The sequence below is a fragment of the Microbacterium sp. ZXT2-5 genome, assembly GCF_055329545.1.
In genome coordinates this window covers 289,971-311,809 of record NZ_JBUZWD010000001.1, presented here as the reverse complement: position 1 = coordinate 311,809, position 21,839 = coordinate 289,971, and the positions used below count along the sequence as shown (strand labels likewise).

Sequence of the window (21,839 nt, the reverse complement as noted above, 5' to 3'; positions counted from 1 at the left end):
CCTCAACCACGAACGAAAGCATCTGCATGGACATTCTCATCGTCGGCTCCGGCTTCTTCGGCCTCACGATCGCGGAAAGGGCGGCGGCATCCGGCCGAAAAGTGACGGTCATCGACCGCCGTCATCACATCGGGGGCAACGCGTACAGCGAGGATGAGCCGACGACCGGCATCGAAGTGCACCGGTATGGCGCGCACCTGTTCCACACGTCGAACCCGGCTGTGTGGGAGTACGTCAACCGATTCACGACGTTCACGACCTATGTGCACCGCGTGTACACGAACCACAAGGGCGTCGTGTTCCCGCTGCCGATCAACCTCGGCACGATCAATCAGTTCTTCCAGGCCGCGTACTCGCCCGACGAGGCGCGCGAGCTCGTGCACGAGCTCGCGGGCGAGTTCGACCCCAGAGAGGCGCAGAACCTGGAGGAACGGGGCATCGGCCTTATCGGCCGCCCCCTGTACGAGGCGTTCATCCGCGATTACACCGCCAAGCAGTGGCAGACGGACCCAAAGGAGCTCCCAGCGGAGGTGATCAGCCGCCTTCCCGTCCGCTACAACTACGACAACCGCTACTTCAACGACACCTGGGAGGGGCTTCCCACGCATGGGTACACCGCGTGGCTCGAGCGCATGGCCGACCACGCCAACATCGAGGTCAAGCTCGACACCGATTTCTTCGACGAGTCCCAGCCGCTGAACAAGAAGGCGACCGTCGGTCAGGTGCCGATCGTGTACACGGGTCCTGTCGACCGGTACTTCGACTACGCCGAGGGCGCCCTGTCATGGCGCACGCTCGACTTCGAGGAGGAGGTGCTGGAGGTCGGCGACTTCCAGGGCACGTCGGTGATGAACTACGCGGACGCGGGTGTCCCGTACACGCGCATCCACGAGTTCAAGCACTTCCACCCCGAGCGCGCCGACCGGTATCCGACGGACAAGACCGTCATCATGCGCGAGTACTCGCGCTTCGCCTCGCGCGAGGACGAGCCGTACTACCCCGTCAACACTCCTGAGGACCGCGCCGGCGTGCTGGCGTATCGCGAACTGGCGAGGGGTGAGAAGGACGTGCAGTTCGGCGGGCGTCTCGGCACGTACCAGTACCTCGACATGCACATGGCCATCGGCTCCGCGCTGTCGATGTGGAACAACCAGCTCGCGTGAGGTCCCCGTTCGCTCCCGGGATCGACCAGGGGCCGCTGACTAGAATCGAACCCATGCCCCTCCATTCTTCGCGCGTGCTCGTGGTCATGCCGGCGTTCAATGAGGAGGAAGCCATCGGCGACGTCGTGAGGGAGGTGCGCGCTGCACTGCCGTCGGTGCGTTGCGTGGTCGTCGACGACGGATCGAAAGACGACACGATTGCGGTAGCAGAGTCGGCCGGTGCCGATGTGCTGCGGCTCCCGTTCAATCTCGGGGTCGGTGGTGCGATGCGGCTCGGATTCAAGTTCGCCGTGGAGAACGGCTACGACACCGTCGTACAGATCGACTCGGATGGACAGCACGACCCGTCGGCGGTTCCGGAGCTGCTCGCGCATCTGGACCGGGCGGACATCGTGATCGGGGCTCGCTTCGCGGGCGTGGGCGATTACCGTGCACACGGCGTGCGACGCCTCGCGATGCGCGTGATCGCAGGCGTTCTCAGCCGCACGGCCAAGACCAAGCTCACCGACACGACGTCGGGGTTCAAGGCGTGCGGACCCCGGGCGGTCGCGTTGTTCGCCGAGAATTATCCCGCCGAGTACCTCGGCGACACGATCGAGGCGCTCGTCATCGCCGCCCGTGCAGGTTGCCGGATCGAACAGGTCCCCGTCGCGATGCGCGCCCGCGCAGGCGGTCGGCCCTCCCACAATCCGTTCAAGGCCGCGGTCTATCTGATGCGAGCGTTCCTTGCGCTCGGATTTGCCTACCTGCGGCCCGCGCCGTCCATGGCCGAGCGGGGAGCGACGGCATGACGCCCACGAGCTATCTCCTCGGCATCGCGGCAGCGATCATCACGCTCGTCGTCGTCATCGAACTCCTGCGTCGGCGTCGTCTGCGTGAGAGGCACGCGGTGTGGTGGCTCCTCGCCGCCGGGCTGGCTCTCATCGTCGGGATCTTCCCCGACCTGCTGGTCTGGGCGACGTCCATTGCCGGTGTGGTGCTGCCCACGAACCTGGTGTTCTTCGTGAGCATCGCGATCTTGGTGCTCGTCTGCATTCAACACAGCGCCGAGCTCACCGACCTGGAGGCGGAGACGAGGGTTCTCGCCGAGCGGACGGCGCTGCTGGAGTTGCGCGTCACGCAGCTCGAGCGGTCGTCGGCCGAGACCGCTGACGAAGAGACGGCCGAGGGCTGAGGCGCGACCCATGGACTCCGTACACACCGGCGCGGGGGCGCCCACGCTCAGCGTCGTCATCCCCTCCTTCAACTCCGCGCCATGGCTGCCCTCGACGCTCGGTGCGCTCGCCGACGCCATCCGCGAGGCCGAGGTCGCAGCGGAGGTCATCGTCGTCGATGACGGTTCGACCGACGGCACCGGCGAGATCGTCGCGGGCCTCGCCGCGTCATTCCCGGGAGAGCTCCGCGTGGTTTCCCAGCCCAACCGAGGACGATTCCTTGCGCGCTGGGAAGGCATCGGTGCGGCGGCAGCAGATCTGGTGCTGCTCCTCGATTCCCGGGTGCTGGTGCATCGGGGGTCGCTCCGTCACGTCCTGCACGAGATCGAGCGGGAACCGGATCGCAGCGCCTGGAACGCGACCGTCGTGACCGACCCGCGAGCGCCGCTGGTTGGGCTATTCTGGGAGGTCCCGACCCACGTCTTCTGGGGGCGCTATCTGCGATCGCCTCGACCCATGGATTTGACGGCGGACAACTTCGACCGCGCGCCCAAGGGCACCACGATGTTCCTCGCCAAGAAGGCAGTGCTGGTCGACGCCTTCGAGCATGCGTGGCCTGACGGCGATGCGAGACTCGTCTCGGACGACACGAAAGTGCTTCGCCGGATCGCCCAGACCCGGGCCATCCGCCTGGATCCCGGCTTCTCCGCCACGTATCGGCCGCGCACGACCGTGCGTGGTTTCGTCAAGCACACGTACGACCGCGGAACACTGTTCGTCGACAGCTACGCCGGCACCACTGCAGCGCGTTCGGTCATCCTGGTCGGGCTCGCTCTCCTGCCGATCCTGCTCTTCGGGGCATTGGTCGCCCTGTTCGCTGCAGGCCTTACCGCCATAGCGTGGGCCCTCTTATTTCTTGCGCTGCTGTCGGCACTCCTTCCTGCCGCGATCGCGGCGATGAATCGATGCGGCGGAAGAGCCGTCCTGGCTTTCGTCAGCTGCCTCCCGCTATTCGTCATACCTTTTTGGCTCGGGCTGGGCCGGGGAGTCTTTATTCACCGGGGATCGTTCACCGGCTTCCGGAAATCCAACCTGGCGATCGCGCCGAGAACGGAGCGCCGATGATCGTTTTCATCTACGGAACTACGGCGGAGGCGATCAAGATCGCGCCGGTCGCCCGGCGCCTTCAGGCGCAGGGCGTGCCGTACCAGCACTGGATCACCCAGCAGCACACCGAGGCGCTGAGGAAGGCTGTTCCTGAGCTCGGCCTCACTCCGCCTGATCGGGTTATCGCTAATGGCTGGCGCGGCAAGCCCCTCAAGTCGCCGCTGCAGATGGTCGGGTGGGCATTCGACGTCGTCGCCTGGGCCGCGCGCAACCTGCGCTCCATCAGGCGCGAGCTGCCGCCCGGATCGGTCGTGGTGGTCCACGGCGACACCATGACGACGGTTCTCGGTACCTTCATCGGGCGCCGGCTGCGCGTGCCGGTCGCGCACATCGAGGCGGGATTGCGGTCGGGTAACTGGCGGCACCCCTTCCCCGAGGAGTTGGATCGCCGCATCGTCGGGAGATTCGCCGACATCCACTACGTACCTTCCCACGAGGCGGCGGATAATCTCGCCGGACGCCGAAACGTCGTCCTTACTCACGGAAACACCGCCAAGGATGCGGTGCGGGACGCCGCTGCGGCCATCCATGAGCTGCCTGCCGACGATGCATTCGGCCTCGTCTTGCTCCATCGGTACGAGTTCATCTCCAACCCGTCGCTCGTGCGCGAGACGCTCAAGACGTTGGATTCCGGAACGCCCATCCCCCTACGGCTGATCGTGGACCAGTATTCTCGAGCTGCCATCGAGCAGAGCATCCGGGAACTGGAGCTGCGTAACTTCTCCATCATGACCAAGCTCGAGCACGGGCAGTTCGTATCCGTGATGAAGTCGGCCCGGTTCATCGTGACCGATTCCGGGGGTATTCAACAGGAGGCCGCCGCGCTAGGCGTCCCGACGCTAATTCACCGGGTCGTCACCGAAGGACGCGAGGGATTCGGCGCCAGCGCCGTCTTGTCCGGATGGGACCAGCGCGTCGTTCGAGACTTCCTGAAGTCGTACGACGACTACCGGCGCGTCGATGTCGTGGCGGGCGAATCCCCCTCGGACATTATCGTCGCGGATCTCCGCGCGCGCGGCCTCGCTGTACCTCTCGAACGTAAGTCAGGTCCGCGCCACGGCGACTGACCGCTTACGTCAAGCCGGCACGGTCGACTGCAGATCGGACCGTGGCTTCGCCGAGGAATGCGACACCGATCAGCGAGCGTCGAGCGTGATCCAGTCGGGACCAAGGAGGTCGGCCTTCGCCGTGCCCGTCTGAGTCCACGGACGCGGCGCAACGACGGGGACTTCACTGCCGAAGCGGCGTCGCATGAGTTCCGCGCCCCACCAGCTGAAGCTGCTGTTGCTCATGATCATCGCGGTGCCTGCAGACATCGCCTTCAGCGTCGCCCAGGTACCGAGCGTGACGTCGTCCTCCACGAAATGGAAGTCGCCGGGAACGCCCCGCAACTCCGTCTTGACCAGCTCCACCGAGTCTGAGAACACGCGCACCGGGTCATTCAGACCCATCGAGCGGAGCAACCGGATCGCTCGGATCGCGTAGTCGACAGAAGCGATGAATTGGCGATCGACCGAGACTGAAAGATAGTCACCGCGGCGGAGGTGAAGGGAGATCGCGGGCTGGTCGACCATCGAGGCGATGCGTGTCGATTCCGCTTCGCTCTCTCGGGTCTCGAGCATCGCAGATGCCAGTTCGTCGCGCACCGACGGGAAGTACTTCGGAGACTGGAAATAGCCGACGAGCGTCGTTCCCGGGCGCACCGAGTCGATGGATGGGGAGTACGTGTCTCCGTCCCGCTCCAGGTATACCCGACCCCATGGACGCCGAGGGAACGGCAGGACACGCTCACGGTTGATCCGGATCGACCGCCACGGGCTCTCGGTCGGTTCAAGTACGCGTCCCGGATGTTGCACCGCGTCAAGTCCGTAGTTGAATGTGCCCCCGACTGTGAAGTGCGATTTGTCGAGGTACAAAGGCGCGTCGAGCCGACGCGCTTGTTCCCAGGCTGCGGCGAGGATGAAGAGCTGATTGCCAAGGCCCCCCATTACGTACGCGCAGACTCCGTCGCGGACCGTCATGAAGTCATCCCTTCTGCCGCGACGATCTGCCGCGATCTGAGTGCGTCGAGGACCAGGAAGGCGACAAGGGTCACTACGCCGATGCCTGCGAACCAGCTCAGCATGCCCGCGATGTCCGGCACCAGGAACTGGAACGCCAGCCACTGGATGAGAACCGCGACCACCAGCACCGCGGCACCGCCCTTGGACGCCGTAGAAGTCATCTTGATGAGCATGCCTTGAGCCGCCATCCACGGGGCGTACGCAAGAGCCACGGGCACAAGGAGCGTCGACGCGTCCGCGTATGCAGTGCCATACAACAGGTCAATGAGCCACGGGCCGGTGAGCACGAAGACGAGCACCGTCGCCAGGCTTGTGGCGATCGAAAGCCCGAGTGTGGTGAGGACGCCGATCCGCGCGAGTCGCGGATTGTCGCGCGCGCGGACGAATCTCGGCAGCAGATACAGCGAGAGCGTCGAAGGGACGAGGAAGCCGGCCTTGACGAGCACTGTGACTGCCGCGTAAGCGCCCGCTGTCGCTTCCGGAGCGCCGGCTCGAAGGAAGATCACATCTGATGCGGTCAGCCATGCAAACGTCACGGTGAGCAGCACGATCGTCAGCCCGTCCAAGGTGAAAGCGCCTTCCGCAGGACGCGGCACTCGCCGCGCGGAGAAGAGCGCGCCGACGACTGACAACGCAGTGGCCGCGACGACTGCGCCGATCACGCCTGCTACGCCGTATCCGAATGCAATTGCCAGGACGAGGAGCAATATGCGCCCAACGAGTGAGACGGTCGACCACCAGACCGCGCGAGCAACGTCTCCTGAGCCCTGAAGCAGTCCCAGCGCGTCCGCGAACACGAAGCTCAGCGGAATGCATGCTGCTGCCGCCAGTACCACGACCGTCGTGGTGTCCAGCGCACCCGCGATGAGGGGCGCCGACACCGCAAGAGCAACGCCGCCTATGCCGCCCATAACGATCGCCTCCCAGGGCACACGGCGACGCCGCCCAAGTCGAGGCGACGGCGCGCGGCCTTCGGCGATCGTCGCAGCCGTCTGCACGGTGATGATGTTCTGGAGCGAAGAGCTTCCTACGGCTGCGACGCTGATGATGTTGAGGAAAGCGACGAGCAGGCCGAAGTCCGCGGTGCCGAGATATCGGGCGCTGACGATCTGGAAGACGAAAGCAGCGAGAACCCCCACCATGCTCGCCAGCGCGACTGCGGACAGACCACGAGCATGGGAGCGGATGTGCCCGCTCAGCTCACGGTTGGCGCGACTCATCGTGGATCTCGTCTCCTGTCTGGGGGGTGCGCCGGTCAGCGCTCGTCACCGTTGGACGGCGCGAGGCGGCCACGGCTGATGAAGTGCGCGTGCGGTGTCCCGACCGCATGTCAGGATACCAACCCGGCTCGCGCACAACGGGCACCGCTCCGACTCGCACGGGCGGCCGGCGGTCATCAACTACACTCGGACGGGGCTCGCCTCTCGAAGCGAGGTGGTCTGACGCCCGCACTTCGAGTAGGGAAGCTGATGCGAGTACTTCTGACCGGCGGCAACGGCATGCTTGCCAAAGCGATTCGCCAGGCTTGGGAGGTGAGTGGCCGCTCCGATGAACTGGTCCCCGTCACACGCGCCGATGCGGATCTACGAGACCAAGCTGCTGTCCACTCGCTGGTCGAGCGGGTGGTGCCTGACCTCATCATCCATACGGCGGCCCGTGTCGGCGGTATCGCCGCGAACGTCGCTGATCAGGCCGGGTTCCTCATGGACAACCTGCAGATCGACTCCAACCTGCTGTCGACGGCCCTCGACACCGGCGTCACGCGTTTCCTGTATTTCGGCAGCTCGTGCATGTATCCGAAGGACTATCGTCAGCCGTTAGTGGAGAACGACGTGCTGGCGGCACCTCTGGAACCGACCAACGAAGGTTACGCCCTCTCGAAGATCGCGTCTGCGCGATTCTGTGAGTATGTCGCGCGCCAGTTCGGGCGTGACTACCGCGTCATCATCCCGTCGAATCTCTACGGTCCCCATGACGATTTCTCGCTGGACCGAGGGCATCTCGTTGCGGCCGCCATAGCGAAGGCTCATCGCGCCAAGGCTGCGGGCGCCGACTCGATAGACGTGTGGGGCGACGGGACCGCTCGGCGCGAATTCACATACGTCGGGGACCTCGCCGCGTGGGTCGCTCGGCGGCTCGATGCCATGCATGAGTGGCCAACGCTTATGAATGTCGGCCAAGGCGACGATCACAGCGTGCTCGATTACTACCGCACCGCGCTCGAGGTCGTCGGGTACGAATGCGAACTCGTCACCGACCCGAGCAAGCCGGCCGGCATGAAGCAGAAGCTTATGGACTCGTCTCTCGCCGCTGGCTTCGGTTGGGCGCCGTCGACAACGCTGCGGGACGGCATGAAGCAGTCGTACGACGCTTACCTGCGGACGCTGGAAGGCCGGAAGGAACGTGACTGAAGTGAGTATTCGCTACCCGCTCGCAACGACGACGTGGGACGACGCCGAGTATCTCGCACTCCAGACCGTCATCGAGAGCGGTCGCTTCACGATGGGACCGCAGGTCCGGGAGTTCGAGAACGAGTTCGCGGAGGCCCTCGGGGCGAAGCGCGCCGTGATGGTCAACTCGGGAAGTAGCGCGAACCTCATCGCGCTCGCCGCGGCCGTGGTGAACCCGGACATCGATCTGAATCCCGGCGACGAGGTCATCGTGCCCGCGGTTTCCTGGGCGACCACGTACTACCCGGTCCATCAGCTCGGACTCACGTTGCGGTTCGTGGATGTCGACATCGAAACGCTCAACATCGACCTCCAACTCGTTTCGGACGCAATCACTCCGCGCACGAAAGCCATACTCGCGGTGAACTTGTTGGGTAATCCGGCAGACCTCGTCGAACTCGCGCTGCTGGCGGACAGCCACAATCTTGTCCTCCTCGAGGACAACTGCGAGTCGCTCGGTGCCACTCTCGAGGGCCGCAGCGCCGGAACGTTTGGCGTGGCCGGCACCTACAGCTCGTTCTTCTCGCACCACATATCGACCATGGAGGGCGGTCTCGTCACAACCGACGACGAGTACACCTACCAGGCGGCGGTCTCGCTCCGCGCACATGGATGGACCCGGGAACTCGCGTCAGACAACTTGATCCACCCTAGGACAGGCGATGCGTTCGACGACCTCTTCCGCTTCGTCCTTCCCGGGTACAACGTACGTCCGCTGGAGATGTCGGGCGCCCTTGGTCGACAGCAACTCGAGAAGCTCCCGGGCCTGGTTGCCGGACGGAGGGCGAACGCGCAGAAATTCACCGAGACGTTCGCCGACCGTTCGGATGTGCGGGTCCAGCGCGAACACGGGCAGAGCAGCTGGTTCGGATTCTCCTTCATCTTGGAAGGCCGTCTCGCGGGACGTCGACCCGAGGTGGTGCATGCGCTCGCCGAAGCGGGAATCGAATCGCGACCGATCGTCGCAGGCAACTTCACACGGAATCCCGTCATGAAACATCTTCGCGCAGAGGTGCCCGCATCGCTGCCCGTGGCTGATCGCATCCACGTCGACGGCCTGTTCGTCGGCAACCATCACTACCCGATCCCCGCCGAGCTGGACCTGCTCGCTACCGTGATCGACGGCATCTGACGTCGAAGAAACAGAAGGCACTCATCCGAATGACCGAGACGGCTCCGAAACGCGCTCTCATCACCGGCATCACCGGCCAGGACGGTAGCTATCTGGCCGAACTGCTCCTTTCCAAGGGGTACGAGGTCCACGGCCTCATCCGCAGGGCTTCGACGTTCAATACGCTGCGCATCGACCACTTGTTCGAGGATCCTCATAATCCCGAGCATCGCCTGACACTCCATTATGGTGATCTCACCGATGGGTCGCGCCTGGTGACGCTTCTCAGCACCATTCAGCCGCACGAGGTTTACAACTTGGCTGCGCAGTCGCACGTCCGTGTGAGCTTCGACGAGCCGGAGTACACCGCCGACACCACGGGCCTCGGAAGCGTTCGACTCCTCGAAGCTGTACGAGTCGCGGGCATCCAATGTCGCTTCTACCAGGCGAGTAGTTCCGAGATGTTCGGTGCCACGCCGCCGCCCCAGAACGAGGCGACTCCGTTCTATCCGCGTTCGCCCTATGGCGCGGCCAAGGTGTACTCCTACTGGATCACCAAGAACTACCGCGAGGCGTTCGACCTGTTCGCGGTGAACGGCATTCTGTTCAATCATGAGTCACCCCGCCGCGGCGAGACATTCGTGACTCGCAAGATCACTCGCGCGGTGGCCCGTATCGCAGCCGGAGAGCAGGCAGAGCTTTACATGGGCAATCTCGACGCGGTACGCGATTGGGGCTATGCCCCTGAATATGTCGAGGCGATGTGGCGGATGCTGCAGCACGACACGCCGCAGGACTATGTGGTCGCGACGAACACCGCGTACACGGTCAAGGATTTCCTGCAGTTCTCCTTCTCCCGTGTCGGCCTCGACTGGGAGAAGTACGTGCGGTTCGATGAACGCTACCTGCGGCCCACCGAGGTGGACGCGCTCATCGGCGACTTCGGGCGGGCTGAGAGCGAGCTCGGTTGGCGGCCGGTGGTGACAGCACCGCGGTTGGCTGAGATCATGGTCGATCAAGACATTGCCGCGCTCTCGAGTGGCCGCGGTCACGCTTTGGACGTCGTGGAGTGGAATTCGTGACCGCATCCCCGACGTATCGAGTTGTCGACAGCGCCGACGTCGCTGCTGACGCCGTCATCGGCGATGGATCCTCCGTCTGGCATCTCGCGCAACTGCGGGAGGGTGTGCAACTCGGACGCGGCTGCATCATCGGTCGTGGGGCGTACGTGGGAACCGGCGTCGTAATGGGCGACCACTGCAAAGTGCAGAACTACGCCCTCGTTTATGAACCAGCGGTGCTGGGGGATGGCGTCTTCATCGGTCCTGCAGTCGTCATCACCAATGACACCTATCCGCGCGCCATCAATTCAGACGGAAGTTTGAAGAGCGCCGAAGACTGGGAACCCGTGGGGGTGACGATCGAGCGGGGTGCTTCGATCGGCGCGCGTGCGGTCTGCGTTGCCCCGGTCCGAATTGGCGAATGGGCGACGGTCGCCGCGGGCGCGGTGGTGGTGAAGGACGTGCAGCCTTTCGCTTTGGTGGCCGGCGTCCCGGCCCGGCGGATCGGTTGGGTTGGGACGTCGGGTATCCCACTCGATGAGGACGCTGAAGGCGAATGGCGTTGTCCCGCCACTGGTGAGCGATACATAGAGTCAGACGGGTCACTCAGGAAGGTGGAGCAGTGACTGACTTCATTCCCCCGGCCAAACCAATCATCGGTGATGACGAACGGGCGGCGGTCGATCGCGTGCTCCGTACCGGCATGATCGCCCAGGGGCCAGAGGTGGCTGCATTCGAGCGCGAGTTCTCCGACCATTTCGTCGCGGGACGTCCCACTGTCGCCGTGAATTCCGGAACGGCTGGTCTGCATCTCGGGTTGCTGGCCGCGGGAGTCGGCCCGGGGGATGAAGTGATCGTCCCTTCCTTCACCTTCGCGGCGACGGGCAATTCTGTCGCTCTAGCGGGGGCGACGCCCGTGTTCGCCGACATCGAGCCGGGGACATTCACGCTCGACCCCACGTCGGTGGCCGCGATGATCACCGAACGGACCAAGGGCATCATGCCTGTGCATCTATACGGGCACCCGGCTCGTATGCACCAGCTGCGGGATATCGCCAACGACAGCGCAGTCGCACTTTACGAGGATGCCGCGCAGGCGCACGGCGCATCGCTCAACGGTCAGCCCGTCGGCACATTCGGCGAATTCGCGATGTTCTCGCTGTATCCCACGAAGAACATGACCAGCGGCGAAGGCGGGATGATCACGGCCGCTGATGAGCGAATCGCGCGCAGCGCGCGCATGCTTCGTAATCAGGGCATGGAGCGGCAGTACGAGAACGAGGTCATCGGCTTCAACGCCCGCATGACCGACATCCACGCGGCCATCGGTCGCGTGCAGCTCACGAAGGTCGACGCGTGGACCGCGACTCGGCGTGATAACGCTGCGTTCTTTGACGCCAACCTGGCGGGCGTCGTCGTGCCCGCTGTCGACGCCGGAGCCGCCCACGTCTATCACCAATACACCATCCGAGTATCCGATGACCGGGATGGATTCGTCGCCGCCCTTCGCGACGAGCACGCAATCGGCAGCGGTGTTTACTACCCGATTCCCAACCACCGCCTGCCCTCCCTCGCCCGCTTCGCGCCCGGACTGGACCTCCCTGAAACAGAGCGAGCGGCGCGGGAGGTGGTTTCGCTGCCCGTCCACCCGTCATTGTCCCGGGGCGATTTGGAGCGCATCGTGACGGCTGTGAACGCGCTCGCGCGCGCAGGATCCTGATGTCGGCGCTCAGAGCAGGGCTTCTGGGCCTCGGCATGATGGGGCGACACCATGCGCGACTGCTCCGCGACATCGAGGGAGTAGAGCTTGTCGCCGTCGCGGATCCTGGAGGCGACCCCCACCGAGTCGCGGGATCGCTCGACGTGCATCCCGACGTAGACAACCTGATCGCCGCTGGCATCGACATGGCGGTCGTGGCGATTCCGACGCGTTTTCATGCAGACGCGGCCCTCGCCCTTGCCGACGCAGGCGTGCACACACTTGTTGAGAAACCCATCGCCGATGATTCGGCGACGGGGCGCCAGGTCGCCCAAGCCTTCCTGAAGAGAGGCTTGATAGGGGTCGTCGGGCACGTGGAGCGGTTCAATCCTGCGTTGCAGCAGCTGCGCTCGCGTCTGGAAGAGGGCGAGGCAGGAGGTGTCTACCAAATTGCCACACGACGGCAGAGCACGTTTCCCTCGCGGATCGGCGACGTCGGCGTAGCGAAAGACCTGGGCACGCATGACGTCGATCTGACTGCATGGGTGGCGCGATCCTCGTACACGTGCGTTTCCGGTCAGACGGCCCACAAGAGCGGGCGCGCCCATGAAGACATGATTGCGGTCAACGGGCGCCTTCGAACTGGCGCCGTCGCCAACCACCTCGTGAACTGGCTCAGCCCGATGAAGGAAAGGGTCACCATCGTTACGGGGGAGCGAGGAACATTCATCGCTGACACCACCACCGCCGACCTGACGTTTTACTCCAATGGAACTGCTGCGTACGAATGGGAATCCGCGTCGGTTTTTCGAGGCGTCTCGGAGGGTGACGTGACACGCTTCGCCTTCCCGAGGAAGGAACCCCTCCGCGCCGAACTCGAAGCATTTCGCGACGCAGTCCGCGGGGGCGAAACGGAGCTTTCCACCATGAGCGAGGCAGTCCACACGTTGGCGGTCATCGAGGCTGCCCTCGAGTCGTCTGCCGCGGGCGGACAGCTCGTGCATATCCGCGGCGAATAGACTCTCTTCGTGAGCACAGCGGCCGTCGGCGCCCCCGGATCCGCCCGGCGCTATCTCCATTCACTGTGGCTTCTGTCGGCGCGTGATCTCAAGGTCCGCTACGCGACGAGTGCTCTCGGCTACATGTGGTCGATTCTGGATCCGCTCGTAATGAGCGCGATCTACTGGTTCGTCTTCACGCAGATCTTCGACCGCACGGTCGGTCACGAGCCGTACATCGTGTTCCTGATCGTCGCGCTGCTCCCGTGGGTCTGGTTCAACTCCGCGGTGTCGGACTTCACTCGTGCGTTCAACAAGGATGCCCGCCTGGTGCGGTCGACGGCGATTCCCCGCTCCATCTGGGTGAACCGCATCGTGCTCTCCAAGGGGATCGAGTTCCTCTTCTCCCTCCCCGTCCTCGTGCTGTTCATCGTCGTCGCACCCGTCCCCGTCCAGTTGAACTGGGGGCTGCTGCTCTTCCCGGTGGCGGTGCTGCTGCAGACCGTCCTCCTGGTGGGTCTCGGCCTGCTCGTAGCCCCGCTCTGCGTGCTCTGGAGCGACCTGGAGCGCACGACCAAACTCGTGCTGCGCGCTCTGTTCTATGCCTCGCCGGTCATCTACGGCGTCTCGGACCTGCCGGGAGTCTTCGAGACGCTCGCCGCGTTCAATCCGCTCGCGGGGATCTTCGCGCTCTATCGCGTCGGGTTCTTCCCGGAGGAGTGGGATCCGTGGGCAGTGGGGATCGGCGCGGTCATGACCCTCCTCATCCTCGTCGCAGGCGTGCTGGTGTTCCGGCGGCTCGAGCGTCCCGTTTTGAAGGAGCTGTGATGGCGGGATCAGGACTCGCGATCGAGGCGCGGGAGCTCGGCGTCCGCTTCCGGCGCAATAAGCGCGGGCGCCGCAGCATCAAGGATCTCTTCGCCGACTCGTCGCGGCGATCAAAGCCGGGGGAGTTCTGGGCGCTGCGGGATGTGGGCTTCGATGTGAAGCCCGGCGAGTCGATCGGCGTGGTGGGACGCAACGGTCAAGGCAAGTCGACGCTTCTCAAGCTCGTGGCCGGCGTGCTGCTGCCGGATGAGGGCGGGGTGTCTGTGAACGGCGGGGTGGCTCCGCTGATCGAGATCACCGGGGGTTTCGTCGGCGACCTTACCGTCCGCGAGAACGTGCGATTGACGTCAGGGCTTCACGGAATGTCGAAGGCGGAGGTGGCGCGCCGGTTCGACGGGATCATCGATTTCGCCGAGCTCGGCGACTTCGTCGACACCCCGTACAAGCATCTAAGCAACGGCATGAAGGTGCGCCTCGCCTTCTCGGTGGTGTCGCAGCTGGAGGAGCCCATCCTCCTCGTGGACGAGGTGCTCGCGGTGGGCGACCGAGCGTTCCGCGAGAAGTGCTACACGCGCATCGACGAGCTGCTCGCCGATGGTCGGACGCTCTTCTTCGTGTCGCACAGCGAGCGAGACCTGCGACGTTTCTGCACCCGCGGCCTGTATCTCGACAAGCACGAGCTGGCGCTGGATGCGCCGATCGACGAGGTGCTGGCCAGGTACAACGAGGACTACCCCACCGGGTGATCAACGGTCGTGCGCGCGTCCACTATCGTGGTGGGCGTTGCTCTGACACACCCGACGGAGCCCGGAAGAGGTAACAAGGATGTTCGAACGCCGCCGACGCTCGGATGAGCGGCCGTTTTATTTGATCTCGGCGGCGGGACTTCCGAACTACGGCGACGAGTTCATCACGCGGGCGTGGCTGGATTGGCTGGCCAAGCGGCACCCGAACGTCCCGGTGTGGCTGGACTGCGTCGAGCCCGGTCGCGCCAACCACCTGTTCGCCGGGGCGCACCCTCTTCTGCGCACGACCAACACGCTGTGGCATCTCGTCCTCGGCGCGCAGGACATGTCGTTCACCGAGGGGATCGAGTACGCCTCCGATCGCGTGGCGCATCTGGGGTCGCCCCGATTCGATCTCGGTCTTCTGCAGCTGCGAGAGGTTCAGTCGGTCCATCTGCTGGGCGGTGGCTATCTGAACTCCGTGTGGGAGCATCAGCTGCTCCTCCTTCCCGCGCTGGCACGGCTCAAGGACGACTTCGGGGTGCCGATCTACGCGACCGGTCAGGGTATGTCGCCCCTCAGCGATCACGCTCGCGCATCGGTGGCGGGGTGGCTACGGCGATTCGACCTGTTCGAAACCAGGGACAAGCAGAGCGCCAGTGCGCCGGGCGCGGTAGCCGGAATCGACGACGCCTTCCTCGCTTTCGCCAACCAGCGGCCGGTGTACGCCGGAGGAGGTTCGCCGGACGTGATGCTCGTCTTGCAGGGCGACTTCATGACAGACGACACGGTGGAGCCGCTGGTCGACGCGGTCGAGCGTTTCGTGCGTACGAATGCGCGGTCGGCGGTCGGTCTGATCGAGTCGATCCCACCGGATGACTCGTGGATGCTGCCTCGCCTCCAGGAGTGGGGCATCGATGTGGACTTCTATCCCTTCCTCCGTCTCTGGGAGGGCGGCTTTCCGGCTCGGCGCGGCCAGTCGTGGCTGAGCACGCGATTCCACTTCCATCTCCTCGCGGCCGCGGCAGGTGCCGACGGTGCGGTCATCGAGCTGCGACCCGACTACTACGGCGTCAAGCACGCGTCGCTGCGCGACATGGGCACCGGATGGTCCTTCGCGAGCGACGCGAGCGCGCCGGGATCGATCACGGCCACGGGGAACCCGGCATTCTCCGCCAACAGGCAGGTTTTCGCGGATCGGAAGGTGGCGGTGGCCCGGTCAATCTACGGATGATGCCGTGCTGACAGGGCTCGTCGAGGCGGTCGCTGTTGAGCAGGTCCACGAAGCGCTGCCGCCGGGAGCGGTGCAGTTACGACGCCAGACAGTTGCTCGAGTTCACCGGCGTAGTTCCGCCCGTCTCCATGCGGTAAAGGAAGGCGGCCATCTCGGATCGCAGGACGTTCTGTGCGGGGCGGTATTCCCGGCATCCCGCCCCCGCATCCCAACCGGTAGAGATGCCTTCGGCAGCAAGCCAGAGAATCTCCCCATAAAAGACGAGGCCTGGTCGGACATCGCGGAACGGACTATCGCCCGTGGGTGTGTAAGACGGGCTGTCCTTGAAGCGATAAAGGAACGCCGCCATGACCTCCCGAGATGTCGACCACTCCGCTCGGAACTCGGTGCCGTGGGGCGTCGCCCACCCCTTCGATATGCCCATCGACGCCATCCACGCAATCTCTTTGTAAAAGACGTGGGAAGTGGGGACATCGACGAACGGCGAGGTCGTCGGCGGTGTAAATGAGGGCTGCCCGGCGAGGCGGAAGAGGAAGGCGGCCATTTCGCCACGCAGGATCTGATTCTGGGGCCGGAACTCGAAGACTCCAGGTCGTACCTCCCAACCGCGACTGATCCCGTTCGCAGCGAGCCAGGCGATCTCCGCCTGGAATACATGTCCGTTTGTATCGCTGAACACGATCGTCGGAAGGGGGATGATGGGAGCCGACGGGGCGGACAGGGAAGACATCAACCCGGCGTCGTTTCTCGCCGTGACCGTGAAGGTGTAGGGCGTACCACTCTGCAGACCGTCAATGACGGTGGAGAGAGCGGTGGTCCTCGTCACAACCCCGCCCGGGAATGCCTGCACGGTGTACTCAGCGATTGGAGAGCCGCCGTCCGTGAGAGGCGCCTGCCACGAGACTGCAGCGGAGGCTGGGCCAGCAACGGCTACGACCGCGCGCGGTGCCGAAGGTGCGTGGGCGGGGATTGCGTAGTCGGTCGGCTGGATGGTGCCGTTGATGTTGGTGGTGGTCTGGCCGCTGTCGAGGGTGATGGGGTCGGCGGTGGCGAGTGTGGTTTTGGTGTTCCACCATTGTTCGGTGGTGTCGATGCCAGTGGTGGAGTAGTCGTCTTCGTATCCGACGGTGTAGGTGCCGGAGGGGACGTTGAGTGTGAACGGTGTGGTGCCGTTCTGGTTGGTGTTGAACCGGGCGTCGGGGAGACGGACCCAGTCGTCGTCGATGCGTTCGTACAACAGTGCGCTGCCGAGGATCCCGTCGACCGGGTCGAGGTTGAAGCCTTGTGCGGTCAGCGTGCCGGCGATGGTGGTGTCGGTTGCGCGGGCGGTCAGGTGCAGGTCGGTGATCTCCTCGCCTGCCTCGACGGTGATGCTGGCGCTGTCCCCTATGCGGAGGTATTGCGCGGACTGGGGTGTGGAAGTGTTGGTTGCTTCGTCCCACGTCGAGGTGATGATGGCGATTCGATACGTGCCGGGGCGGAGTACACCGACGTGGAGCGGGATCTCGTCTGCGTAGAACGGGTCGCCGTAACCGGTGTACTCGATGAGCCCGGTCTCGTCGGTCACCCAGACGCCGAATCCCGTTTCGGGGGATGCGGTGGCGCGGAGCGCGGTGACGTCGATGGTGCCGCCCATGCGGGCCCCATAGCCGAGTTGAGCATCGATGCCGGTGGCGTCTCCGCTGGCGGTGGAGACCGGGTTGGCTTCTTCCAGGGAAGTGGCGTCGTCGTAGTACTCCGGTGCGAGGAGGCTGCTGCCGGAGGGCATGAACATGACGCGGTGCTCGCCCGCGGGAAGTCGAGTGATTGTGAATTCTCCGGTGGAAGGGTCGACCTGTGTGGAGCTGTTCCAATTCGACGTTCCGTCCGGGCCGATCGCGGAGACGCTGATTCCTTGCAGCAAGTCTGCGGAAGCGCCCGCCGGCAAGGTGACGGTGCCGGAGATGCTGGTGCCTTCCTCCAGTGCGGCGTCGATGGCGTCGAGATCGCCGGCGGTCACATCGATCGGGGTGGCGGAGGCCCAGTTCGTGGTGTCGTTGTAGTACTCCGAGACGAGATTCGGTGTTATCTGCGATGCTCCGTCGAAGTATGAGCCGACGCCGAACTGCAACCGGTATGCACCAGGCGCGAGCCCTGTGATGCTGTAGTTGCCGGTCGTGGGATCGATCGAACCCGATCCACTGCTGAGTCCGGCGATGCCGGACGCCGATACCGAAACGCCTCGGATCCAATCCGGGTCGACATCGTCCGGGATCGTGACCGTTCCCGAGATGGAACGACCTTCCACCAGGTCGGCATCGATAGTGGTGGCGTTCCCGGCGGTGACATCAACGGCGGTGGCCGACATGTAGTCGACCGCGTCGTCGTAGTACTCGCTCACCAGGTTCGGCCGCACGGAGGAATCCCCGTCCCAATAGGAGTTCACCTGGAACTGCACCCGATACGAACCCGGCGCCAACCCCACCAGTGAGTACTCACCGGTGACAGGATCGACCATGGCACTGCCATAACCGCCATTGCCGCTGAAACCCGAGGCAGACACCCAGATGGCGCCCAACGCCAGCGGATCCATCCCCTCTGGAATACTGACCTTCCCAGAGATCGACCGACCCTCAGCCAGCGTCGCATCGATCCCGGTGGCGTTGGAGACCGTGACATCCACCAGCGCGGCAGACATGTAATCGGTCGTATCTTCGTAGTACTCCGGAACCAGATTCGGCCGCACCGAAGCCATCCCGTCCCAGTATGAATTCACCTGGAACTGCACTCGATACGACCCCGGCGCGAGATCCGTGATGCTATACGCACCCGTCACCGGATCCACCGAAACCGAGTGGTATCCCGGCCCGGGCGACCCGCTCGGCGACGCAGGAGACGCTGAAACCGACACACTTCCCAACCACCCGGCCGGTACTCCAGCAGGAAGCATCACACGACCCGAAATCACACGTGTCGTCGGTTGTGGTTGGTCGTTGCTGGGCTGGATGGTGCCGTTGATGTTGGTGGTGGTCTGGCCGCTGTCGAGGGTGACGGGGTCGGCGGTGGCGAGTGTGGTTTTGGTGTTCCACCATTGTTCGGTGGTGTCGATGCCAGTGGTGGAGTAGTCGTCTTCGTATCCGACGGTGTAGGTGCCGGAGGGGACGTTGAGTGTGAACGGTGTGGTGCCGTTCTGGTTGGTGTTGAACCGGGCGTCGGGGAGACGGACCCAGTCGTCGTCGATGCGTTCGTACAACAGTGCGCTGCCGAGGATCCCGTCGACCGGGTCGAGGTTGAAGCCTTGTGCGGTCAGCGTGCCGGCGATGGTGGTGTCGGTTGCGCGGGCGGTCAGGTGCAGGTCGGTGATCTCCTCGCCTGCCTCGACGGTGATGCTGGCGCTGTCCCCTATGCGGAGGTATTGCGCGGACTGGGGTGTGGAAGTGTTGGTTGCTTCGTCCCACGTCGAGGTGATGATGGCGATTCGATACGTGCCGGGGCGGAGTACACCGACGTGGAGCGGGATCTCGTCTGCGTAGAACGGGTCGCCGTAACCGGTGTACTCGATGAGCCCGGTCTCGTCGGTCACCCAGACGCCGAATCCCGTTTCGGGGGATGCGGTGGCGCGGAGCGCGGTGACGTCGATGGTGCCGCCCATGCGGGCCCCATAGCCGAGTTGAGCATCGATGCCGGTGGCGTCTCCGCTGGCGGTGGAGACCGGGTTGGCTTCTTCCAGGGAAGTGGCGTCGTCGTAGTACTCCGGTGCGAGGAGGCTGCTGCCGGAGGGCATGAACATGACGCGGTGCTCGCCCGCGGGAAGTCGAGTGATTGTGAATTCTCCGGTGGAAGGGTCGACCTGTGTGGAGCTGTTCCAATTCGACGTTCCGTCCGGGCCGATCGCGGAGACGCTGATTCCTTGCAGCAAGTCTGCGGAAGCGCCCGCCGGCAAGGTGACGGTGCCGGAGATGCTGGTGCCTTCCTCCAGTGCGGCGTCGATGGCGTCGAGATCGCCGGCGGTCACATCGATCGGGGTGGCGGAGGCCCAGTTCGTGGTGTCGTTGTAGTACTCCGAGACGAGATTCGGTGTTATCTGCGATGCTCCGTCGAAGTATGAGCCGACGCCGAACTGCAACCGGTATGCACCAGGCGCGAGCCCTGTGATGCTGTAGTTGCCGGTCGTGGGATCGATCGAACCCGATCCACTGCTGAGTCCGGCGATGCCGGACGCCGATACCGAAACGCCTCGGATCCAATCCGGGTCGACATCGTCCGGGATCGTGACCGTTCCCGAGATGGAACGACCTTCCACCAGGTCGGCATCGATAGTGGTGGCGTTCCCGGCGGTGACATCAACGGCGGTGGCCGACATGTAGTCGACCGCGTCGTCGTAGTACTCGCTCACCAGGTTCGGCCGCACGGAGGAATCCCCGTCCCAATAGGAGTTCACCTGGAACTGCACCCGATACGAACCCGGCGCCAACCCCACCAGTGAGTACTCACCGGTGACAGGATCGACCATGGCACTGCCATAACCGCCATTGCCGCTGAAACCCGAGGCAGACACCCAGATGGCGCCCAACGCCAGCGGATCCATCCCCTCTGGAATACTGACCTTCCCAGAGATCGACCGACCCTCAGCCAGCGTCGCATCGATCCCGGTGGCGTTGGAGACCGTGACATCCACCAGCGCGGCAGACATGTAATCGGTCGTATCTTCGTAGTACTCCGGAACCAGATTCGGCCGCACCGAAGCCATCCCGTCCCAGTATGAATTCACCTGGAACTGCACTCGATACGACCCCGGCGCGAGATCCGTGATGCTATACGCACCCGTCACCGGATCCACCGAAACCGAGTGGTATCCCGGCCCGGCGCTGGGCTGAGCGGATACCTGCACGCCTTGAAGCCACGCCGCCGGCGCACCCGCGGGCAAGGAGACGACGCCGGAGAGAGATCGAACCTCGTCGTTTGCAGCCGCCACGCCCACTGGTGTGAGCAGTGCGACGATTGTGACCCATACCAGCGTCGCCGTCCAGCCGAGCCAACCTCGGCTGATGCGCGTTGACACACTGGTGGACTGACGAGTTTGTGCGCGCGACGATGACACGTGATACCCCAAGTGAGAGCCCCCAAGACCCGTCCGCTTGGTCGGGTGATCAGAATTTAGCAGGCGGCAGAGACTTCGAGTATCAGAGGGCTTCTGTGGTCGTCGCCTCGAGCGGCGGCATCGGCTGCCAGGAGGCGTCCTTCGAGATGCTCCGGCCGTCTCGGAGCCCGCGGAACAGGTTCGATGTGCCGCGGACGGTGCGCTCGACGAAGAAGAGCCGGATGAGCTCCTTGCCGAACGTCAGCGCGGTCCCCAGGGCGAACGGCACCGCGCGGTAGACCCCGAGCGACCGGTAGTACTTCTTGATGTATGCCCGGTTGCGCATAATGTAGTACCGGTACGCGTTGCTGGAGGCGTTCATGTGACGTATGCCCATGTCCCATTGCTTGATCTCGCGCGTGCGCCGCAACACGAACTCGTCGACGATGACGGACTGGGTCTTGCGCGACGCGAGCCAGCCGTACAGCTGGTCGTCCCAGTAGATGAAGAACCGAGGATCGGGGAGGCCGATCTGCTGCACGATGTCGCGGTGGATGAACATGCCCTCGAAGCATCCGGAGTTCATTGGCTTGTAGCCGGACTCGTCGAATCCTGCAGGGGCGAACGGGATCGGGATCGCGAGAGGCTCCGCCACGCGGTACTGCCAGTAGAAGGGGCTGCCATCGTAGTCGTAGCGCCGGCCCTGAATGCTCTTGAATCGGGGCGCCCACTTGCCCATCTTGGACAGACCGTCGGCGATGACTTCGACGTCGTCGTCCATGAGCCAAATCCACTCGGAGCCCAGTTCGTAGGCGACGCGCATCCCTTCGCTGAACCCCCCGGAGCCGCCGGTGTTCGTCTCCATGCGGCAGTACACGAGAGCCGAGGGCTCCAAGCGCTCCCGGAATGACTCCACCACGTCGGCCGTGTCGTCCGTGGACGCGTTGTCGATCACGACGATGTGGCCAGGCTTGGGATCCATCTGCGTGATGCTCGCCAACAGTCGCGACAGGAGGCCCGATCGGTTGTAGGTAACGAGCGCGATCGTGGCGGTCGCGGGATCGAATCGCGCGGCGGACGGGACGTGGGTCACGGGGGAATCTCCGGGAACGAGGCGGCGGGCGCCG

At 64.4% G+C, this 21,839-nt stretch carries 18 protein-coding genes; 14 read left to right on the top strand and 4 right to left on the bottom strand.

Features of this window, described 5'->3' with window-relative positions:
* The first annotated feature begins 26 nt into the window (after positions 1–26).
* The 5 genes from glf to ACZBH1_RS01415 are packed head-to-tail and all read left to right on the top strand — an operon-like array spanning position 27 to position 4,551.
* Complete coding sequence (gene glf / locus ACZBH1_RS01435) at positions 27–1,163, top strand: UDP-galactopyranose mutase (RefSeq protein ID WP_463645273.1); 1,137 nt, start codon at positions 27–29, stop codon at positions 1,161–1,163.
* 53 nt (positions 1,164–1,216) lie between these two features.
* Positions 1,217–1,954 (top strand): glycosyltransferase family 2 protein, encoded by a 738-nt coding sequence (locus ACZBH1_RS01430; protein WP_463645272.1) that lies wholly within the window; start codon positions 1,217–1,219, stop codon positions 1,952–1,954.
* Complete coding sequence (locus ACZBH1_RS01425) at positions 1,951–2,337, top strand: DUF2304 domain-containing protein (RefSeq protein ID WP_463645271.1); 387 nt, start codon at positions 1,951–1,953, stop codon at positions 2,335–2,337. The genes ACZBH1_RS01430 and ACZBH1_RS01425 overlap by 4 nt, the downstream gene beginning before the upstream one ends.
* A gap of 10 nt (positions 2,338–2,347) precedes the next feature.
* Positions 2,348–3,442 carry a glycosyltransferase family 2 protein gene (locus ACZBH1_RS01420; RefSeq protein ID WP_463645270.1) on the top strand — a complete coding sequence of 365 codons (1,095 nt, stop codon included), beginning with the start codon at positions 2,348–2,350 and terminating at the stop codon, positions 3,440–3,442.
* Positions 3,439–4,551 (top strand): UDP-N-acetylglucosamine 2-epimerase, encoded by a 1,113-nt coding sequence (locus tag ACZBH1_RS01415; RefSeq protein ID WP_463645268.1) that lies wholly within the window; start codon positions 3,439–3,441, stop codon positions 4,549–4,551. The genes ACZBH1_RS01420 and ACZBH1_RS01415 overlap by 4 nt, the downstream gene beginning before the upstream one ends.
* Before the next feature lie 69 nt (positions 4,552–4,620).
* Here the strand turns inward: ACZBH1_RS01415 and ACZBH1_RS01410 are convergent, their stop codons facing one another.
* Positions 4,621–5,505, bottom strand: a complete 885-nt coding sequence (locus ACZBH1_RS01410; RefSeq protein WP_463645267.1) for an alpha-1,2-fucosyltransferase — start codon at positions 5,503–5,505, stop codon at positions 4,621–4,623.
* Positions 5,502–6,767 carry an oligosaccharide flippase family protein gene (locus tag ACZBH1_RS01405; RefSeq protein WP_463645266.1) on the bottom strand — a complete coding sequence of 422 codons (1,266 nt, stop codon included), beginning with the start codon at positions 6,765–6,767 and terminating at the stop codon, positions 5,502–5,504. The genes ACZBH1_RS01410 and ACZBH1_RS01405 overlap by 4 nt, the downstream gene beginning before the upstream one ends.
* Before the next feature lie 249 nt (positions 6,768–7,016).
* Here ACZBH1_RS01405 and ACZBH1_RS01400 point away from each other — a divergent pair, with 249 nt between their 5' ends.
* The 9 genes from ACZBH1_RS01400 to ACZBH1_RS01360 all read left to right on the top strand — a co-directional run bounded on the left by ACZBH1_RS01400 (position 7,017) and on the right by ACZBH1_RS01360 (position 15,653).
* Entirely contained in the window at positions 7,017–7,958 is a 942-nt protein-coding gene (locus ACZBH1_RS01400; RefSeq protein ID WP_463645265.1) for an NAD-dependent epimerase/dehydratase family protein, read from the top strand.
* A complete protein-coding gene (locus tag ACZBH1_RS01395) occupies positions 7,951–9,129 on the top strand; it encodes a DegT/DnrJ/EryC1/StrS family aminotransferase (RefSeq protein WP_463645264.1) in 1,179 nt (392 codons plus the stop codon). Before ACZBH1_RS01400 ends, ACZBH1_RS01395 begins: the two co-directional genes overlap by 8 nt.
* A gap of 29 nt (positions 9,130–9,158) precedes the next feature.
* Positions 9,159–10,190 carry a GDP-mannose 4,6-dehydratase gene (gene gmd / locus ACZBH1_RS01390; RefSeq protein WP_463645263.1) on the top strand — a complete coding sequence of 344 codons (1,032 nt, stop codon included), beginning with the start codon at positions 9,159–9,161 and terminating at the stop codon, positions 10,188–10,190.
* The gene (locus tag ACZBH1_RS01385) at positions 10,187–10,795 is read left to right on the top strand and encodes an acyltransferase (RefSeq protein WP_463645262.1); all 609 of its coding nucleotides are present in this window, start codon (positions 10,187–10,189) and stop codon (positions 10,793–10,795) included. Before gmd ends, ACZBH1_RS01385 begins: the two co-directional genes overlap by 4 nt.
* On the top strand, positions 10,792–11,889 hold the full coding sequence (locus tag ACZBH1_RS01380) for a DegT/DnrJ/EryC1/StrS family aminotransferase (protein WP_463645261.1): 1,098 nt from the start codon (positions 10,792–10,794) through the stop codon (positions 11,887–11,889). The genes ACZBH1_RS01385 and ACZBH1_RS01380 overlap by 4 nt, the downstream gene beginning before the upstream one ends.
* Complete coding sequence (locus ACZBH1_RS01375; RefSeq protein ID WP_463645260.1) at positions 11,889–12,887, top strand: Gfo/Idh/MocA family oxidoreductase; 999 nt, start codon at positions 11,889–11,891, stop codon at positions 12,885–12,887. Before ACZBH1_RS01380 ends, ACZBH1_RS01375 begins: the two co-directional genes overlap by 1 nt.
* Before the next feature lie 9 nt (positions 12,888–12,896).
* Positions 12,897–13,694: an ABC transporter permease gene (locus ACZBH1_RS01370; protein ID WP_463645259.1), complete on the top strand. Its 798-nt coding sequence runs from the start codon at positions 12,897–12,899 to the stop codon at positions 13,692–13,694.
* The gene (locus ACZBH1_RS01365) at positions 13,694–14,440 is read left to right on the top strand and encodes an ABC transporter ATP-binding protein (RefSeq protein ID WP_463645258.1); all 747 of its coding nucleotides are present in this window, start codon (positions 13,694–13,696) and stop codon (positions 14,438–14,440) included. The genes ACZBH1_RS01370 and ACZBH1_RS01365 overlap by 1 nt, the downstream gene beginning before the upstream one ends.
* Positions 14,441–14,519: 79 nt before the next feature.
* Positions 14,520–15,653 carry a polysaccharide pyruvyl transferase family protein gene (locus ACZBH1_RS01360; RefSeq protein WP_463645257.1) on the top strand — a complete coding sequence of 378 codons (1,134 nt, stop codon included), beginning with the start codon at positions 14,520–14,522 and terminating at the stop codon, positions 15,651–15,653.
* Positions 15,654–15,729: 76 nt separating this feature from the next.
* On the opposite strand, the gene ACZBH1_RS01355 is transcribed toward ACZBH1_RS01360, so the two are convergent.
* Together ACZBH1_RS01355 and ACZBH1_RS01350 are read right to left on the bottom strand one after the other, a co-directional pair.
* Positions 15,730–20,694 (bottom strand): S-layer homology domain-containing protein, encoded by a 4,965-nt coding sequence (locus ACZBH1_RS01355; RefSeq protein ID WP_463645256.1) that lies wholly within the window; start codon positions 20,692–20,694, stop codon positions 15,730–15,732.
* Between the two features lie 121 nt (positions 20,695–20,815).
* Positions 20,816–21,805, bottom strand: a complete 990-nt coding sequence (locus tag ACZBH1_RS01350) for a glycosyltransferase (RefSeq protein WP_463645255.1) — start codon at positions 21,803–21,805, stop codon at positions 20,816–20,818.
* Between the last annotated feature and the right edge of the window lie 34 nt (positions 21,806–21,839).

What these genes read in the sequence shown, in the direction of transcription:
- ACZBH1_RS01420 (WP_463645270.1), top strand. Translation starts at nt 2,348, where the DNA reads ATGGACTCCGTACACACCGGCGCGGGGGCGCCCACGCTCAGCGTCGTC.
- ACZBH1_RS01430 (WP_463645272.1), top strand. Translation starts at nt 1,217, where the DNA reads ATGCCCCTCCATTCTTCGCGCGTGCTCGTGGTCATGCCGGCGTTCAAT.
- ACZBH1_RS01400 (WP_463645265.1), top strand. Translation starts at nt 7,017, where the DNA reads ATGCGAGTACTTCTGACCGGCGGCAACGGCATGCTTGCCAAAGCGATT.
- ACZBH1_RS01360 (WP_463645257.1), top strand. Translation starts at nt 14,520, where the DNA reads ATGTTCGAACGCCGCCGACGCTCGGATGAGCGGCCGTTTTATTTGATC.
- ACZBH1_RS01425 (WP_463645271.1), top strand. Translation starts at nt 1,951, where the DNA reads ATGACGCCCACGAGCTATCTCCTCGGCATCGCGGCAGCGATCATCACG.
- gmd (WP_463645263.1), top strand. Translation starts at nt 9,159, where the DNA reads ATGACCGAGACGGCTCCGAAACGCGCTCTCATCACCGGCATCACCGGC.
- ACZBH1_RS01415 (WP_463645268.1), top strand. Translation starts at nt 3,439, where the DNA reads ATGATCGTTTTCATCTACGGAACTACGGCGGAGGCGATCAAGATCGCG.
- ACZBH1_RS01405 (WP_463645266.1), bottom strand. Translation starts at nt 6,767, where the DNA reads ATGAGTCGCGCCAACCGTGAGCTGAGCGGGCACATCCGCTCCCATGCT.
- ACZBH1_RS01375 (WP_463645260.1), top strand. Translation starts at nt 11,889, where the DNA reads ATGTCGGCGCTCAGAGCAGGGCTTCTGGGCCTCGGCATGATGGGGCGA.
- glf (WP_463645273.1), top strand. Translation starts at nt 27, where the DNA reads ATGGACATTCTCATCGTCGGCTCCGGCTTCTTCGGCCTCACGATCGCG.
- ACZBH1_RS01365 (WP_463645258.1), top strand. Translation starts at nt 13,694, where the DNA reads ATGGCGGGATCAGGACTCGCGATCGAGGCGCGGGAGCTCGGCGTCCGC.
- ACZBH1_RS01410 (WP_463645267.1), bottom strand. Translation starts at nt 5,505, where the DNA reads ATGACGGTCCGCGACGGAGTCTGCGCGTACGTAATGGGGGGCCTTGGC.